The organism is Streptomyces sp. NPDC002276, from assembly GCF_053891435.1.
The window spans coordinates 986,321-1,002,081 of sequence record NZ_JBSFCQ010000001.1 but is presented as its reverse complement, the minus strand read 5'-3'; the positions used below and the strand labels follow the sequence as shown (position 1 = coordinate 1,002,081).

The window sequence follows — 15,761 nt, the reverse complement described above, 5'->3', positions numbered from 1 at the left end:
ACGGCGAACGCCCCTCACGCGCCGAGCCGGCTTTCAGCGGACGCTGTCAGCGCAGTCGGCGCGCCCGCAGCACCACGTCATCGGTGTGGTGCGCACCGGCGCCGCCGTCAGGTGCCACTCGTGGCCGCTGCTCGTCCACCTCCACCGTCCAGTCGTCGTCGAACAGGGCGGCGACCATGGAGGGCCAGACGTAGTCGGCCGGGTCGAACCCGGCGTCGTGTTCGTGCCGGGTGTCCATGCCCGCGTGATGCACGAGCAGCAGCACTCCGCCGGGCGCGACGGCCGCGAGCAGCGCTCGCTCGGCTGCGGCGTCGGGTGTCCGCAGCAGCGCCGGGTACTGCGCGGAGACCAGGTCGAAGGAGGCCGAGGGGAGCACCGCTTCCGTCAGCGCGGCGTGTACCCAGCGGACGGTGAGACCGGCGTCCCGTGCGTGCCCCGCGGCCCGCTCCAGCGCCACGCCTGAGACTTCGAGCCCGGTCACGTCCCAGCCGCCACGCGCGAGCCAGACGGCATCCGCACCCTCGCCACAGCCGACGTCGAGTACCCGTCCGGGCGTGAGCCCTGCGACCTCGGCCACGAGCGCACCATTGGGCCGGCCGCTCCACAGTTGTTGGCGGTCTGCGTATCGGTTGTCCCACTCCGCCCGCACCTCGGGGTCTCCGACGTAGCCGCCGGGAGGCGAAGAAGTGTCGGGCGCGGACGATCCTGAGATGTTGTCAGTCACCGGCCCACGGTCACCCGCCAAGTCCCGCTCACGCCAATCTTGTTGCTGCTCCGGCAAAACGTCGGCGGAAGCCTTGTGACCCGCGTGGTCAGTCTCCCCAGCTGTGGTCTGCGGGAAGCAGCGAGTCCTTGGTGCGGTTCATCCGCCCAGGGGGCAGTCTCACCGCGCTGCGCACATGGGTGCTCGGAATTCGGACCACGTCACGTGCCGACCGCTCGCGGCTGATCTGCCGGTCCAGAATCTCGGTGATCTCGCTCGCTCGCACAACCGTCCTCCAGAGAAGCTGTCGCCATCTGCCCCAGGGACGAAGCCGGTACAGCAATCTCGACATCCACCGGCCCCTCGTTCCCTCAGCCTCCCGACGGGTCGTTCGGAGGGCGTCCGGTCCCGCGACGGAAGTCACCAGGGATCGGTGCCGCCCACCGCCAGTCGGCTCGGGGAGGCAACAGGGACCCTCACCGCTCGGTGACGTCGGTGCGCCGGTTGTCCGGTTTGAAGGGCAGCGCTGTGACCGTCGCGCGGATCTCCCGCTGCGGGGTGCCCGGACGGCCCCACAGGACGACGACCTCGGTGCCGGGTGTCGCGTGCGCGGGTTCGAGCACACAGAGGGAGATCATCGCCCGCAGGGTCGGGCTCACCGTCCGGCCCGTGGCCACGCCCACCGGCTCACCCGAAACCAAGACCTGGTCGAAGTGGGGACCGCGTCCGCGCGGCATCTCCATCTGGTCCGGCAGCTCGGCCTCGCTCAGGAGCGAGGTGAGGATGCGGGCGACATCCTGTCCGTTCCAGCGCAGACCTGCCAACTGCCGTGCAGGGACGTTGCTTTCGGCATCCCTGACGAGTGCCTCCCGTCCGATGAAGTCGCGGTCGGGGACGCCCTTGCGGAAGCCCCAGCCGAGCTCGCCCGGCTTGCGGAAGTAGTCGGTCACCCCACCTGTCGGGACGAAACTGCCGGTCGGCACGCCCTTGCGGAACTGCCTCGGCGCACCCGGCGTCAGGATCGACGCCGGCAGATAGTCCAGCCCGTTGGTCGCGATCCCGGCCTCGATGTGCTGAACGGGCTGCGCCCGGAAGCCGAGTTGACGAATGCCGACGTCCTGGCCGCTCGCCACGACCGCCGCCCAGATGTGGTTGGCGTGTGCGGTCGGCCCGTGCAGTTCGTAGCCGAGTTCGCCCGAGATCCCGGTGCGCAGGACCCGTACCGGGACCCCGTCGACCGTCGACATACGGCTGCGGCTGAAGGCGATGTCGCGGAGATCGTCCCCCGTCAGTTTCTCCAGTGTCGCCAGGGACGCCGGGCCCTGGACGCCGAAGATGAACACGTCGGGGCTGATGTCGGTGGCAGCGGCGTCCCAACTGCCCTGACTCAGCTGCCACAACAGCCAGTCGCAACTGCCAGCGGTGTAGACGAACTCGTCGGGCCCGAGTCGACACAGCACACCCTCGGAGGCGACCCAGCCGTTCTCGTCGAGCTGCACATGGTGCTTGATCTGCCCAACCTCGAAACGGGACAGGTCCCGCATCCCCAGTCGGCTCAGGAACGCAAGCGCCTGCGGGCCGTGCACCTTCACCTTGTGCAGCGAGGTCCAGTCGCCGACGTAGCAGGAGCCGACATGCGCGGCGCTCTCCTCGACCCAGTCCGAGTACTCCTCGGGGAGCAGGAGCTGTGCGAAGCGGCCATACGTGCCGCGTGTGTTGCTCTCGTCCTGGGCCGCGGCGGCCGGGCTGAACATCGCCGGGCGCTCAGTGATGAACGGTGCGTCGTTCAGCCGAAGGACCGCTTCGTAGGTGCTGCGCTGTTGTGAGACAAGGTCCATTTCACTCTCCGTCGAGTGGCCGTCGTCCGAGGTGTCGTACAGAGCGCCGCCCGGCGCTAGATCGATTAAGTCGGACGGTAACAGGCAGTTCGAGGCGAGGCGAGAGACATGACGCACTGTTGATCGGTCGCGCGGTGCAAGCAATGCGGAACCGCTGTGCGGTGCCGGGTCGGTCAGGACCGGCGGGACCCGTGTCGTCGCCGTAACGGCAGGTGCGGCGGGTCCGCCGCGATCCTGGGTACCGGAGACGACGAAGTCACCGGACATCTACGGAGGCCGCACTTGGCGTTGGATGGTGAGGATCCCGCGTACTCGGGGATGTGGCCGGTGGTCCGCACCACGCCCTGAGCGGCGCACGGCTTGCCGGCCGCCAGACCGGTCCGGACACGCCCGTATTGGGCGGCCCTGCTCTGCGAGATCACAATGAACTCCGCCGGAACGGCATGGGCTTGAAGTCCCTCGCGGAGCCGGACGCGTACTCGACCGACCGGCTTCGGACCCGACCCCTGAAGGGCTTTCGGAGGCGGCACTTTAGGCTGCGGGCGTGAACTACAGCGAACTTGAGGCGGATATTCTCCGGCTGATCATCGAAGCCCCCGAAGCCAGTGTTCGTGCCTTCGGGGAGGAGACGGTCACCCGCCTGGTGCGGCCGGATCTGCTGCGCGGTGCGGCCGATGACGAACTCACCGAAGGCGCCCGGGCGGCACTCACGAGCGCCTGCGTCGACGTCCTGACGATCAGCGCCGCCGAGTTGCACGACAAGCTGGCGACGATCTACGACGGCATCCTGGTCGATGACGATTTGGACACCGGAATCCTCACCGCCATCAGCGCGCTGACGCACTGGAAGAGCTACTTGGAGCAGAATCGGCGCGGCGAGCTCTACGAACTCGCCATACGGTCCATCGAGGACGTCGATCACCAGGTGGTCGCCGATCTCGGTGATTTCCTCGCCACGCCGGAGATGGCAGCCGAGTACGCGCGTATCCGCCGGCTGCTGGACCCCGGCGTGAAGTAGGGGCGCCGGATCCCGTGCCGAGTTCGGTCAGGCTCCGGCCGAGGTGGATCTTGACGGTCGTCGCCCCGACGAAGGGGCGGTCCGCGATCTCGCCGTTGGCCAGTCCCTGGGTGTCCAGGGACTGGGCTTCCCGTTCCCGCTCGGTGAGAACCGCCAGGCGGCTGCGCCGCGTGGGAGCGGGAGCGGGAGCGTGCAGAACGAAGCGTTCGACCAGACGCCCGGTCGGCGAAGGCACCGCGCCACCATGACCTCACCCCTCAGCTCCGCGCGGACGGTCACCGGGGTCGGGACCGGGTCGGTCATGGAGTGGCCGTCGGGGGTGGGCCCGCCGTACAGGGCACTGCGCTCACGCATCCCGGGCAGTTCGCGACCGGAGCGGCCGGCGGAAGCCCCTCGCTCACCTGCCGGCGATCCCGCCGCCGCACACAACTCCCGTTGCCGACCGGCAGGAACAGCTGCGGCCTCTCCCCCAGTCAGCGTCGCGTCACTTTCTGTCGCATCGTCAATGTCCCATCCATGTACGGCAGTTGGGTCGGGCGGTCCCCCTGACGACAAGGCGTGTGAGGATCTAGGATCCGTCTTGCGAAAATCTTGTGATGGAGGGTTTTTGAAGCTCCTTCTGCTCGGTCCGATGCATCTGCGCGTCGCACACGGCGAGCGGGATCCGGGACAGCCGCGCAGGCGGGTGATCCTGGCCGCGCTGGCGGCCGACGCCGGACGGCCCGTGGTTGTCGAAACGCTCATCGACCGGCTCTGGGACGGCGATCCGCCCAACGGCGCGCGCTCGGTGGTCTACTCCCATGTCAGCCGTTTGCGGCGGCTGTTGGACGATGCCGCGGCCGAGGAGAGCGGCGCGGGGGTGCGCCACCCTTCGATCACCATCGGGAAGGTGTCCGGCGGTTACCTGCTGAAGGCGGACGACGACGCTGTCGACCTGGCGCAGTTCCGCCGCCTCGTGGCCCACGGGCGAAAGCCGACGTACTCCGACGGGGAACGTGCGGAGTTCCTCGAACAGGCGCTGCGTCTGTGGCAGGGCCCCGCGCTGGCGGGACTGCCCGGAGCCTGGGCGGAGCGAATGCGGACGGCCTGGGGTCAGGAGCGGATCGAGGCGGCTTGCGCCTGGGCAGAGGGCTGTCTGCGGCAGGGCGGTTCCGAGACGGTGCCGGAGCTGCTGCGGCCCCTGCTGGCCGAACATCCGCTGTCTGAGCCACTGGCCATGGCGTTGATGCGCGCGCTGGCGGCCACCGGATCACGTACGGACGCGCTGCACGTCTACACCAGGATCCGCGAGCAACTGGCCGACGAACTGGGGCACGCACCCGGACCCGAACTACGGTCGCTGTACGAGGAGTTGACCGTCGACGCCCCGGCCAGGCCGCGGCCGTCCGCTCCACCGGCCGCGGCTCCCGTTCCGGCCCAACTGCCCATGGACATTCGGCCCTTCACCGGACGGGACGCCCAACTCTCCGCCCTGACCCGGGTCCTGCTCGACGAAGACGGCGCCGCGGGCGACACCGAAGCGACCGTCTCCGCCGTCCTGGGCACCGCGGGCGTCGGCAAGACCGCGCTCGCGGTGCACTGGGCGCACCGGTCGCGGGAGGCCTTCCCCGACGGACAGCTGTATGTCGACCTCAGGGGCTACGACCCGCACCAACCGGTCTCCGCCGCCCAGGCGCTGACCGGCTTCCTGACCGCCCTCGGCGTGCCCCGGCCGGAGATCCCGCTGCGTCTGGAGGACCGGGCGGCACGCTACCGTACGGCCCTCGACGGACGCCGACTCCTGGTGATCCTCGACAACGCCGCCTCCACCGCCCAGGTCAGACATCTGTTGCCGGGCAACCCCCGCTGCCGGGTACTGATCACCAGCCGGGACTCGCTGAGCGGGCTCATGGCGGTGCACGGGGCACACCCCGTGGTGCTCGACGCGCTCTCCCGTTCCGATGCCCTCAAGCTGCTGCGGGCGCTGATCGGTGAACGGATGGAGGCGGAACGCCCCGCCGCCACCGATCTGGCGGAGCAGTGCGCGCGGCTGCCGCTGGCCCTCAGAGTGGCGGCGCAGCTGGTGCTGTCTAGGCCCACCGAGACGCTGGCCCGTCTGGTGGCAGAACTCGCGGACCACCAGCGGCGGTTGGACCTGCTGGACCTGGGCGACGACCCGCGCGCCGCCGTCCGCGCCGTCTTCTCCTGGTCGTACGCCCGCCTCGCCGACCTGCCCGCCCGTCTCTTCAGACTCCTCGGTCTGCACCCCGGACCCGACATCGACGCCCACTCGGCCGCCGCACTGGCCCACGAGCCCGTGGACACCGTACGGCAGGCCCTCGACGTACTGGCCCGCGCGCACCTGCTCAACCGCACCCCGGCCGGGCGGTACGCCATGCACGACCTGCTGCGGGCCTACGCCGCGGAACTCACCGCCCGGCACGACACACCGGCCGAACACCGGGCTGCCCTCACCCGCCTGCTCGACCACTGCCTCACCACATCCGCGGCGGCCATGGACCTCCTCTACCCCGCCGAACGCCATCTGCGCCCCGTCGTCGAGTACTCCGGCGCCGGGCTGCCACCACTGCGCAGCGCGGATGAGGCACGCGCCTGGCTCACCGCCGCGCAACCCACTCTCGTGGCACTGTGCTCCCGCACCGAGGAGCCCGGCCCGTCCGGACACACGGTGCGCATCGCCACCACGTTGCACCGCCACTACGAGCGCTCGGGGCACTACACGGACGCCCTGACCATCCACACGCACGCCCTGCGGGCCGCCAGGTCGGCGGGCGACACGCGCGGCGAGGTGGACGTCCTCGCCTGCCTGGGCGCCGTCCACCGGCGGCTCGGCGACTACGACAGCGCGCGCCAACTCCACGACGCCGCCCTCGCCCTGTGCCGCACCACCGACCATCCGGCCGGCGAAGCCCGGCACCTGACCAACCTGGGCGTCCTGCTTGAGTTGCGCGGACACTACCGGCAGGCCGCCGAACGCCACGAGCAGGCGGTGGCACTCTTCCGCTCGGCCGGCGACGCCCACGGCGAAGCGGACGTCCTCAACAACCTCGGTATCGTGCTGGAGTTGCTGGAGGACTTCACGGCATCGGCCGAACGCTACGAGCAGGCCCTTGAGTTGTACCGGGCCGCGCACCACCCCTTCGGGGAGGCCAGTGCCCTCGGCAACCTCGGCATCCTCACGGCGCGGCAGGGCAACCACACTGCGGCGGCAGGCTACTTCGAGCGGGCACTGGCACTGTTCCGGCGGCTGACCAACCCCGCCGGAACCGGACACGCGCTGTCCAACCTGGGCAACGCGCTCAGCGCTCTGGGCCGCCACGAAGAAGCAGCCGAACACCAGCGAGAGGCCCTGAGGACGTTCCGCGACATCGGCGAGCGCTACGGCGAGACCGGCGCCCTCAACGGCCTCGGCGAAGCGCTCAACGGCCTCGGCCAGGCCACCGAGGCGCTCGAAGCGCACGCCCAGGCGCTGGATGTCGCCCTTGAGATCGAGGAACAGGAAGAACAGGCCCGCGCCCACCTCGGAACCGCCGCCGTCCTCCGGGACAACGACCAACCGGAGAAGGTCGCCGACCATCTCTCCAAAGCCCTCGACCTCTACACCGCGCTCAACTCCCCCCGCGCCCAGGACATCCGCAAGATGCTCGACATGCGGTGATCCGCCCCCTGTGCCGGATCACCGCATGCACGAGCCCGCCCGCCGACGAAGTGGTTCACAGCCGGCTGGTGTCGTCCGTGCCCTTCAGTGGGTACGTCGCTCCAACTCCTGTACCACCGCTCGACGTTGAACTCGACGGCCACGTCACGAGCGGGTCGCTGCACGTCGAGGGGGTGGACCGGATCCGGGCAGATCGCGGTACTCGTGGTGCCCACTCGCAGTAGGCACCAGCGACCGTGCGAAAACCTTGCGCACCGACTGCGGGGTGCCCCAGGCCTGCCGTATTTCCTGCCGTTCCCTCGGCGGCAGGAGATACGGCGTACTTGGCAGGCGCCAACGGCCCGGAGGCGAACGCCCTTAGCAGGTGGCCCGGTGGATGGTGACGGTGTTCAGGCTGGAGAACTTGTACCAGCCCGCGCCCCGGGTCAGATTCAGGCCGTCGATGTCGAAGGCGAAGGTGCAGCCGGTCGGCACTTCGAAGGCGTCGACGTCGACACTGCCACCGCCGATGTGGTGACCCGCCGCAACGGACTTGATGTCCTTCGGGCAGGTTGAGCCGATATTGCCGGTGTCCGCGGTGCAGGTCCAGTTCAAGGACACACGGACCGTTCGGTTCGAGTTGTTCTGTACCTCACCACAGGGGGTGGGCGGGAAACTGCTGCATCCTCCGAGCGCCACTTCAGGGGCGTTGGGTGCCGTGGGAGCGGCGGTGGCGACCCCGGCGGCGCCGACAGCGAGAAACAGCGTGCTCATCACGAGAGCGACGGCCGATCTGTTGAGCATTCTCACGCTCGAACCTTTCCCTATGACCTGAACACGTCGTGCGCTCTCGATGGTGGGGGGGACCGCCTTGCGAAAACCTTGCGGCCCGTTCGGCGGGCCGAGGGCCAGCGCCAACCTGCTCCTGCTCGCGGTCCTGGCCTGCCGTCGCGTTTCGACGTCAGCCGACCGCCTGTGCCGAGGAGACCGCCGTGCGGGCCGCGCTTTCGACCGCCGCGATGCCGCCCGCCATCGAGGCGTTGCCGTTGGAGAGGACCGCGACGAGGTAGTGGTGTGTTCCCGAGGTGACCTCTCCGACGCTGTTGATGTCCCACAGGCCGGTGGTGCTGCGTTGCAGCCAGCCGTTCTTGAGTGCCCACCCGGCGTCGGAGGCCGCCGAGACGCCCCATGACTGTCCGGCGGCTATGCGGGTCATCAGCGTACGGATGTAGCTCTGGGATGTCGTGGTCAGTGTGGACGCGCTGGAGGACGAGGTCCCGTCGTCGGCGAAGACCGCGTGCAGCAGGCGGATCTGGTCGGTCGCCGTGGTCTGCGTGAGTCCCCACTTGCCGCCGGATCCGCCCACGGTCGCGGACAGACCCAGGCGCTTGTTCGCCGCCTCCAGGCCGGAGGCCTGGCCTGTCTGCCGCCAGAGGGCGGTCGCCGCGTCGTTGTCGCTGTGCTCGATCATCGCCTCGGCCAGGCTCCGCTCCTGCTGGGTGAGGCCGCGTCCGGCGTCCTGGGCCTGGAGGAGCAGCGTGGCGAGGATGTCGACCTTGATGATGCTGGCCGTGTCGTAGGGAAGGTCCTTGCCGCGCACCAGCGGACTCCGGTCGGGGTGGTCCAGGTCCAGCACGGCGGTCGTCAGGCGTGCCTGGCTCGGTGCAGTCGTCGCGGTCGTCTGCGTGCTGACGGCCGCCGCGGCGGGACCGGCCGTGCCGGCCGCGAGAAAGGCCGCCACGGCTCCGGTGAGGAGGACCGCGCGCCTGCCGCGTCGGGCGGGCGTGCTCGCGGTCGGCGTGGTCGGGCGGGGATTCGGTCGGTACGACATGGGGCCTCGGCGGTTCGGGGGCGGGGGCACAGGGTTGCGAACGTAGACGAGGCGGCGGTTCCGCGACGTGACCAGTGCCACGAAAAAGCCCTATGGGTACCATTTGTGAGGATAACCACTGCTCCCGGGCCGCCCGGGGCCGGGCGGCGGCCCCGTGCCACGGAATGTGCACGGACCGGCACTCGGCTCCTTCGGGGAGATCAACTGGCTTACGCGGCCGGGCCGTTGGGACGTAGGTTGAGCGGCGGACACCGCACACCCCGGCTGAAGGACGAACGCTACCCATGCCAGACCAAGCAATGACACCCGGACCGGCCGCACAGCAGAAGATCGACACATCGGTGCCGCACTCGGCGCGGATCTGGAACTACTGGCTGGGCGGCAAGGACAACTACCCCGTCGACGAGGAGGCGGGCGACGCGTACACCGCCGTCTTCCCCGGCATCGTGACCATCGCCCGCAACAGCCGCGCGTTCCTGCGCCGCAACATCACGTACCTGGTCTCCGAGGCGGGCATCCGGCAGTTCCTGGACGTCGGCACCGGCCTGCCGACCGCGGACAACACCCATCAGGTCGCCCAGCGGATCGCCCCCGAGTCCCGGATCGTCTACGTCGACAACGACCCGATGGTCCTCGCACACGCCCACGCGCTGCTCTACTCCACGCCGGAGGGGGTGACCGCCTACGTGGACGCCAACGTGACGGACCCGGACCGCATCCTGGCGGAGGCCACCAAGACACTGGACCTCACCCGGCCCACCGCCCTCATCCTCAGCAACATCCTGGGCCATGTCGCCGAGCACGACCAGGCGCTCGCCATCGTCACCCGCCTGATGGACGCGCTGCCGTCCGGCAGTTACCTGTCCATCAACGACGGTTCGCGGGGCATCGACCCGGTCTTCGAACAGGCCCAGGACGCCTACAACGAGAGCGGTGCCGTCCCCTACAACCTGCGCACCATCGACGAGATCACGGCGTACTTCGACGGTCTGGAGCTGGTGGACCCCGGTGTGGTCTCGGTCCCCCTCTGGCGTCCGGAATCCACCAACCCGGCTCCGGAACCCATCGGCGAGCACGGCGGCCTCGCCCGCAAGCCGTGACACTCCGAGCCTGACTCCGAGGCTCTGACAGATTGCTGTCGGCGGGGGCGCCGGGACCCGGTTCGTGCCGGGCCGGTGCCTCATGCGGGCGGCGAAGGCCGATCGGTCAGGTCAGGTCAGGTCGAGGTGCGGTTCGAAGGCCCGCAGCAGGAGTGAGCGCATGCGGTCCGGCCGCATCTCGGTCGAGCCGGCGAGGATCTGCATCGCCAGGCCGTCGACCATCGCGGTGAACCGGTCTGCGAGGGCCTCGATGTCCGCCTCCGGCGCGAGGCCCTCGGACCGGCACTCGCGCAGCAGGTCCACCACGACCCGGTACCAGCCCGAGTAGATCCGCCGCTGCGCGGCCCGCAGCCCGGGTTCGAGCATCGCCTGGTTCCAGAACTGGATCCACACCGACCATTCGTCGATGTCGTCGGCGGTGAGCGGGAGTTGGACCTCGATCAGACGGCGCAGTTTGTCCCGCGCGGAGGTCGCCCGGCCGAACTCCTCGTCGAGCCGGGTACGGAACCGCTGGGCGTAGTACTCAAGCGCCGCGTGCAGCGTGGCTTCCTTGCTGGGGAAGTGGTAGTGAACCGTCGCCGTGCTGGTCCCGCAGTAGCGGGCGATGTCCGAGACCCGCACGTTGTGGTAGCCGCGGCGGGCGATGAGGACGGTCGCGGCCTCCAGGATCTGGTCCTGCCGCTCCTGTGCCGTCACCGGCTGCGCCCGGTCCCGCCCGGTGTCGGGCGGGAGTACGGGCTCGGGGCCGGTTCCCTCGACGAGATACGCGGTGGACACCCCGCAGGCCTTCGCGATGGCCGCGATCTCCTCGTCGCGCAGCCGCCGGGTCCCGCGCAGCGCCTTGGACAGGGCGGTCGGGTCCATGCCGATGCGCTGAGCGAGTTCGCGCTGGGAGACGGCGGCGGCCCTGATCGCCGTACGGACGCGTTCCGGCAGATCGGCGACGGTCCCGGCAACGGTCTCGGCCGGCCGCTCTTCGATGCTGGTCATAACCCGGTCAGTATGTCAGGCAAGGGGGTTCACCCCGGATTTCGGGCAAGGCCGTTCACCCCGGGTGGACGACGGCCGCCAGGGCGCTGATCACCTCGGCCGCGGCCCGCTCGCCCGACGAGATCGCCCCGTCGATGTAGCCGTTCCACACCGAGGCGGTCTCGGTCCCGGCCCAGTGGACGAGCCCGGACGGCTCCCGCCAGCCGTCCCTGCCGTGGCGGGTCCAGCCGCCCGGGGTCACGAAGCACTCGTAGCCGCCGATGGTCCAGCCCGTCCGGGGCCAGACCTTCTCGACGTAGTCGACCGGCGCTCCGGCCCGGGGTCCGGCCACCGCCGACAGTGCGTCCAGCACCGCCCGGCGGCGCTCGGTGTCGGTTCCTGCGGACCAGCGGTCGAGCCGGTCGCCGTAGACGAACGCGACGAGCACGCCGTGCGAGGCGTCCTCGGGGGAGTTGTCGAAGACGACGCCGACCGGGCTGTCGCCGTAGAGGGTCGCGATGCCGGAGCGTCCGGCCGGGCGCCAGAAGGGTTCCTCGTAGACGGCGTGCACCTTGGCGACCCGGCCCATCGGGGAGTGGCGGACCCAGCCGCGCCGCCCGGTGGGGAGCGGCGGGTCGAAGGCGATCCGTTCGACCGCCGCCGGTGGTACGGCGACCACGGCTCGACGGGCTCGTACGACGGTGTGGCCGGTGTACGCCTCCACGCCGTGCGCGGTCTGGCGCAGGGACAGCACCGGTTCGGCGAGCCGGACCCGTCCGCCGAGCGACTTCGCGAGCGCGTGGGCCACCGCGTCCGCCCCGTCGGAGAAGCGGGCGTCCTGGGCGCAGCCGCGGGTCTCCATCAGCTGTTCGTAGCCGCCGCCCGAGGCCAGGTAGAACAGCACGTGGAAGAAGGAGATCTCGCGCGGTTCGGCGCACCAGACGCCCTGGATCGCGAGCGCGAGTCGTTGGAGGGCGTCCTCGTCGGCGGTCTGCGCGCGGAAGAAGTCCTCGGCCGACAACGCGTCGAACTCCTCGAACCGCGGTGTGGACCAAGGCAGTTCGAGGTCGACAGTGCGGGCGAGTTCGTCGAGGAGGGCGGTGAGGCGTGCGTACTCCTCGATGCCCGGTCCGGTGTCCGGTGCGCCGCCCGCGTAGTCGACGCGGGTTCCGTCGGCGCGGATCTCGGCGTGCCGTCCGGTCTCCCAGGTCGGGAACGTCCGGCAGCCGAAGCGTTCCGCCAGCGCGTGGAACCGTCGCTGGCTCGGCCCGATCCACTGTCCTCCGTGGTCGATGCGCACGCCCGACGGGCTCACCTGGCTGAACACACGGCCGCCCACGCGGTCGGCGGCCTCCAGTACGACGACGTCGATCCCGGCGTCGGCCAGCCGCCACGCGGTGCTGAGCCCCGCGTATCCGGCGCCCACGACCACGACCTCGGTGTCGACGGCAGAAGTTTCGAGTGGTGGTGTCACGCCGGCCACCGTGCCGCAACACTGACTCACCAGTCAAGACACTCCACATAATTGCGATCGAAGTCTTGACAGCACCTCCCGCCACAGCCAGTCTGACTCGCCAATCAGTCATTGCGTTTTGTTGTCGGTACCCGTAGACCACCAGATCGGGAGTGGCAATGACCTCAGATTCGCAACTCCAAGTGCGCGAGGCCCAGACGGACAAGGGCCTGCGCTCCGGCGCGCTCGGCATGGCCACCAGCCTGATCCTCGCCGTGGCGTCCGCCGCGCCCGCCTACAGCCTCACCGCCACCCTGGCCTTCGTCGTTGGCTACGTCGGGTTCCAGGCCCCGGCCGTGGTGGTGCTCGCCTTCGTCCCGATCCTGTTCGTCTCCTTCGGCTACGCCGCCCTCAACCGGCGTGATCCGGACTGCGGCACGATCTTCACCTGGGCCACCCGCTCGCTGAATCCGAGCCTCGGATTCCTGGGCGGCTGGGCGATCATCGCGTCCTTCGTCCTGGTGATCGGCAGCCTCGCGCAGGTCGCCGGACAGTACGTGTTCCTGCTGGCGGGCGCGGAGAACATCGGTTCCGATCCGGCGAACTGGCGGGTGCTGCTGGCCGGGCTCGGCTGGCTCGCGCTGATGACCCTCGTCTGCTACCGCGGCATCGAGATCGCGGCGGCGGTCCAACGCGCCCTGCTCTTCCTGGAGTTCGGCATGCTCGTGGCCCTCTCCGTCGTCGCGCTCGTCAAGGTGTACGCCGGCAGCGCGCCGACCGGCACCCGACGGCCGAGCCTGTCCTGGCTCAACCCGTTCGAGGGCGCGTCCCTGAGCGCGTTCGTCAGCGCGCTGGTGCTGATGCTGTTCATCTACTGGGGCTGGGAGACGGCGCTCACCGTCAACGAGGAGACCACCGACCGGCACCGCATCCCGGGCCGCGCCGCGACCTGGTCCACGGTGCTCCTGGTCACGCTGTACCTCCTCGCCACCTTCGCCGCGATCTCCTTCGCCGGCATCGGCGACTCCGGGATCGGCCTGAACAACCCGGACAACTCCGGGGACGTCCTCTACGGCTTCGGCACCGCGGTGTTCGGATCGAGCGGCTTCGGCTCGGTGCTGTGGCACCTGCTGATCCTCATGGTCCTCACCTCGGCCGCCGCCTCGACGGAGACGACCGTACTGACCCTCAGCCGCACGATGCTGTCGATGGGCGACCAGGGCGCACTCCCCCGCGCACTGGCCCGGGTGCACCCGCGCTTCCGCATCCCGCACGTCGGCACGATCGCGGTCGGGGTGATCGGCGCGGTGGTGTACGTGGCTTTGAACTTCCTCGGCCACGGTCTCGTCCTCGGCGACGCGGTGTCCGCCTGCGGAGTGCTGATCGCGTTCTACTACGGCCTCACCGGGCTCACCTCCGCCTGGGTCCACCGCGACGAGCCGCGCGCCAGGGCGTCGGCGCTGTGGCTGACCGTCGTCCTCCCCGCGATCGGCGGGATCGTCCTGCTCGCCGCGGGAGCCTGGAGCCTGGTGCAGGCGTGGGATCCGATCAACAGCGGTACGAGCTGGACCCTCCCGTTCTCCTCCGGATCCCGCGTCGGCGGCACGTTCCTGATCGGCACCGGGACGCTCCTGCTCGGCCTGGTCGCCCTGTTGATCTGCCGACGCGTGTATCCCGCGTTCTTCGCCCGCCGGTCAACTCCCGCAGTTCAGAACTGAGTTCGGATCCTCCGTCCTACGACCCCCATCGGATCCTCCGTCCCACGACCCCTAGAGGTTCATCACTCATGACCCTGCCAGGCACGGGCCGACCCGCCTATCAGGTCGTCGATCCCGCGACCGGCGAACCGGTCCGCTCCTTCCCCTACGCCACCGAAACCGAGGTCGCCGAGATCCTCGACGCCTCGCAGACGGCGTACCTCGACTGGCGGGAGCGCCCCGTCGCCGAACGCGCCGATCTCGTCCGCCGGGCGGGCGCCGCGCTCCTACGACGCTCCCGCGAACTGGCCGCGACCATGCGGCTGGAGATGGGCAAGCCGCTCCCCGAAGGGATCGACGAGATCGAGTACTGCGCGTCGATCTTCGACCACTACGCCGACCAGGGCCCCGCCCTGCTCGCGGACGAGGAACTCGCGACCCGTGGCGATGGCCGTGCGGTCGTCCAATCCCGCCCGGTCGGCCCCCTGTTGGGCGTCATGCCCTGGAACTACCCGTGCTATCAGGTCGTGCGCTTCGCCGTCCCGAACCTCGTGCTGGGCAACACCGTGATCGTCAAGCACGCCGAGTCGGTCCCGCTCACCGCCAAGGCACTTGAGGAGGTGGTCCTCGACGCGGGCCTGCCGCACGGGGCCTATCTCAACGTCTTCGCCACGCACGAGCAGGTCGAGACCGTCATCGCCGATCCCCGAGTGCAGGGTGTGTCGCTGACGGGCTCCGAGCGTGCGGGCTCGGTCGTCGCCGCGGCGGCGGGCCGACACCTGAAGAAGTGCGTGCTCGAACTCGGCGGCTCGGACCCGTTCATCGTGCTGGACTCCCCCGACGTGACCGCCGTCGCAGCGCTGGCCTGGCGGACCCGACTGCACAACAACGGGCAGGCCTGCACCTCGAACAAGCGCATGCTCGTGATGGCCGACATCTACGACGAGTTCGTGACCGCGCTCGGCGCCGAGGCCGAGGCCGTCGACACCTCCGTACATCCTCCGCTGGCCTCCCGCGCGGCGGCCGAGCACCTCGCGGCCCAGGTCGGGGACGCCGTCGCCAAGGGCGCCCGTCTGCTCGCGGGCGGTGTCCTGGCGTCGGACGAGTCGGCCCGCTACTCCCCCGCCGTCCTCGTGGACGTCACCGAGGACATGCGGGCCTGGCACGAGGAACTCTTCGGGCCGGTGGCCGTCGTCCACCGCGTCACGCACGACGAACACGCGGTCCGACTCGCCAACTCCACCCCGTACGGCCTTGGTTGTGCCGTGTTCAGCGCCGATCCCGAGCGGGCGCGCCGCGTCGCGGAGCGACTGGAGACCGGCATGGCGAACATCAACACCCCGTCCATGGACGGACCCGAACTGCCCTTCGGCGGCGTCCGACGCTCCGGCTTCGGCCGTGAACTGGGCCCGGGAATCAGCGAGTTCATCAACAAGCGGCTCGTCTGCACGGCGGTGCGGCCCCATGTCTGACCAGTTCGGCACCGCGGATCACCGCGGCGGCCCACCGTCGGCA

The 15,761-nt window shown here is 70.0% G+C and carries 12 protein-coding genes and 1 pseudogene; 5 read left to right on the top strand and 8 right to left on the bottom strand.

Going from position 1 to position 15,761, the window contains the following annotated elements; all coding sequences use genetic code 11:
- Positions 1-46: 46 nt before the first annotated feature.
- From ACWIHT_RS04555 to ACWIHT_RS04545, 3 genes are all read right to left on the bottom strand, one after another.
- Entirely contained in the window at positions 47-724 is a 678-nt protein-coding gene (locus ACWIHT_RS04555) for a class I SAM-dependent methyltransferase (protein WP_456164319.1), read from the bottom strand.
- A gap of 88 nt (positions 725-812) precedes the next feature.
- Positions 813-989 (bottom strand): hypothetical protein, encoded by a 177-nt coding sequence (locus ACWIHT_RS04550; RefSeq protein ID WP_456164317.1) that lies wholly within the window; start codon positions 987-989, stop codon positions 813-815.
- A 190-nt stretch (positions 990-1,179) separates the two neighbouring features.
- Positions 1,180-2,541: a glycine cleavage T C-terminal barrel domain-containing protein gene (locus ACWIHT_RS04545; RefSeq protein ID WP_456164315.1), complete on the bottom strand. Its 1,362-nt coding sequence runs from the start codon at positions 2,539-2,541 to the stop codon at positions 1,180-1,182.
- Between the two features lie 544 nt (positions 2,542-3,085).
- Between ACWIHT_RS04545 and ACWIHT_RS04540 the strand changes: the two genes are divergently transcribed.
- Positions 3,086-3,559: a hypothetical protein gene (locus ACWIHT_RS04540; RefSeq protein ID WP_456164313.1), complete on the top strand. Its 474-nt coding sequence runs from the start codon at positions 3,086-3,088 to the stop codon at positions 3,557-3,559.
- A 67-nt stretch (positions 3,560-3,626) separates the two neighbouring features.
- Here the strand turns inward: ACWIHT_RS04540 and ACWIHT_RS04535 are convergent.
- Positions 3,627-3,794 (bottom strand): annotated as a pseudogene (locus ACWIHT_RS04535) (DNA-binding response regulator); the annotation flags it as partial.
- 372 nt (positions 3,795-4,166) lie between these two features.
- Here ACWIHT_RS04535 and ACWIHT_RS04530 point away from each other — a divergent pair.
- A complete protein-coding gene (locus tag ACWIHT_RS04530) occupies positions 4,167-7,217 on the top strand; it encodes an AfsR/SARP family transcriptional regulator (protein WP_456164311.1) in 3,051 nt (1,016 codons plus the stop codon).
- Between the two features lie 357 nt (positions 7,218-7,574).
- On the opposite strand, the gene ACWIHT_RS04525 is transcribed toward ACWIHT_RS04530, so the two are convergent.
- On the bottom strand, positions 7,575-8,114 hold the full coding sequence (locus ACWIHT_RS04525) for a hypothetical protein (RefSeq protein WP_456164309.1): 540 nt from the start codon (positions 8,112-8,114) through the stop codon (positions 7,575-7,577).
- Positions 8,115-8,157: 43 nt separating this feature from the next.
- On the bottom strand, positions 8,158-9,027 hold the full coding sequence (locus ACWIHT_RS04520) for a serine hydrolase (protein WP_456164307.1): 870 nt from the start codon (positions 9,025-9,027) through the stop codon (positions 8,158-8,160).
- Between the two features lie 284 nt (positions 9,028-9,311).
- On the opposite strand from ACWIHT_RS04520, the gene ACWIHT_RS04515 reads away from it, so the two are divergent.
- Positions 9,312-10,127, top strand: a complete 816-nt coding sequence (locus ACWIHT_RS04515; protein ID WP_456164305.1) for an SAM-dependent methyltransferase — start codon at positions 9,312-9,314, stop codon at positions 10,125-10,127.
- Between the two features lie 111 nt (positions 10,128-10,238).
- On the opposite strand, the gene ACWIHT_RS04510 is transcribed toward ACWIHT_RS04515, so the two are convergent.
- Positions 10,239-11,117 carry a TetR family transcriptional regulator C-terminal domain-containing protein gene (locus tag ACWIHT_RS04510; protein ID WP_456164303.1) on the bottom strand — a complete coding sequence of 293 codons (879 nt, stop codon included), beginning with the start codon at positions 11,115-11,117 and terminating at the stop codon, positions 10,239-10,241.
- Positions 11,118-11,172: 55 nt separating this feature from the next.
- On the bottom strand, positions 11,173-12,570 hold the full coding sequence (locus ACWIHT_RS04505) for a flavin monoamine oxidase family protein (RefSeq protein ID WP_456164301.1): 1,398 nt from the start codon (positions 12,568-12,570) through the stop codon (positions 11,173-11,175).
- Between the two features lie 158 nt (positions 12,571-12,728).
- Between ACWIHT_RS04505 and ACWIHT_RS04500 the strand changes: the two genes are divergently transcribed.
- Positions 12,729-14,267 carry an APC family permease gene (locus ACWIHT_RS04500; RefSeq protein ID WP_456164299.1) on the top strand — a complete coding sequence of 513 codons (1,539 nt, stop codon included), beginning with the start codon at positions 12,729-12,731 and terminating at the stop codon, positions 14,265-14,267.
- Between the two features lie 68 nt (positions 14,268-14,335).
- Complete coding sequence (locus ACWIHT_RS04495; RefSeq protein WP_456164297.1) at positions 14,336-15,718, top strand: NAD-dependent succinate-semialdehyde dehydrogenase; 1,383 nt, start codon at positions 14,336-14,338, stop codon at positions 15,716-15,718.
- Positions 15,719-15,761: the final 43 nt, after the last annotated feature.

Bases quoted from the DNA above. Each gene is read 5' to 3' on its own strand.
- ACWIHT_RS04545 (WP_456164315.1), bottom strand. From the start codon at position 2,541: ATGGACCTTGTCTCACAACAGCGCAGCACCTACGAAGCGGTCCTTCGG.
- ACWIHT_RS04520 (WP_456164307.1), bottom strand. From the start codon at position 9,027: ATGTCGTACCGACCGAATCCCCGCCCGACCACGCCGACCGCGAGCACG.
- ACWIHT_RS04515 (WP_456164305.1), top strand. From the start codon at position 9,312: ATGCCAGACCAAGCAATGACACCCGGACCGGCCGCACAGCAGAAGATC.
- ACWIHT_RS04510 (WP_456164303.1), bottom strand. From the start codon at position 11,117: ATGACCAGCATCGAAGAGCGGCCGGCCGAGACCGTTGCCGGGACCGTC.
- ACWIHT_RS04500 (WP_456164299.1), top strand. From the start codon at position 12,729: ATGACCTCAGATTCGCAACTCCAAGTGCGCGAGGCCCAGACGGACAAG.
- ACWIHT_RS04495 (WP_456164297.1), top strand. From the start codon at position 14,336: ATGACCCTGCCAGGCACGGGCCGACCCGCCTATCAGGTCGTCGATCCC.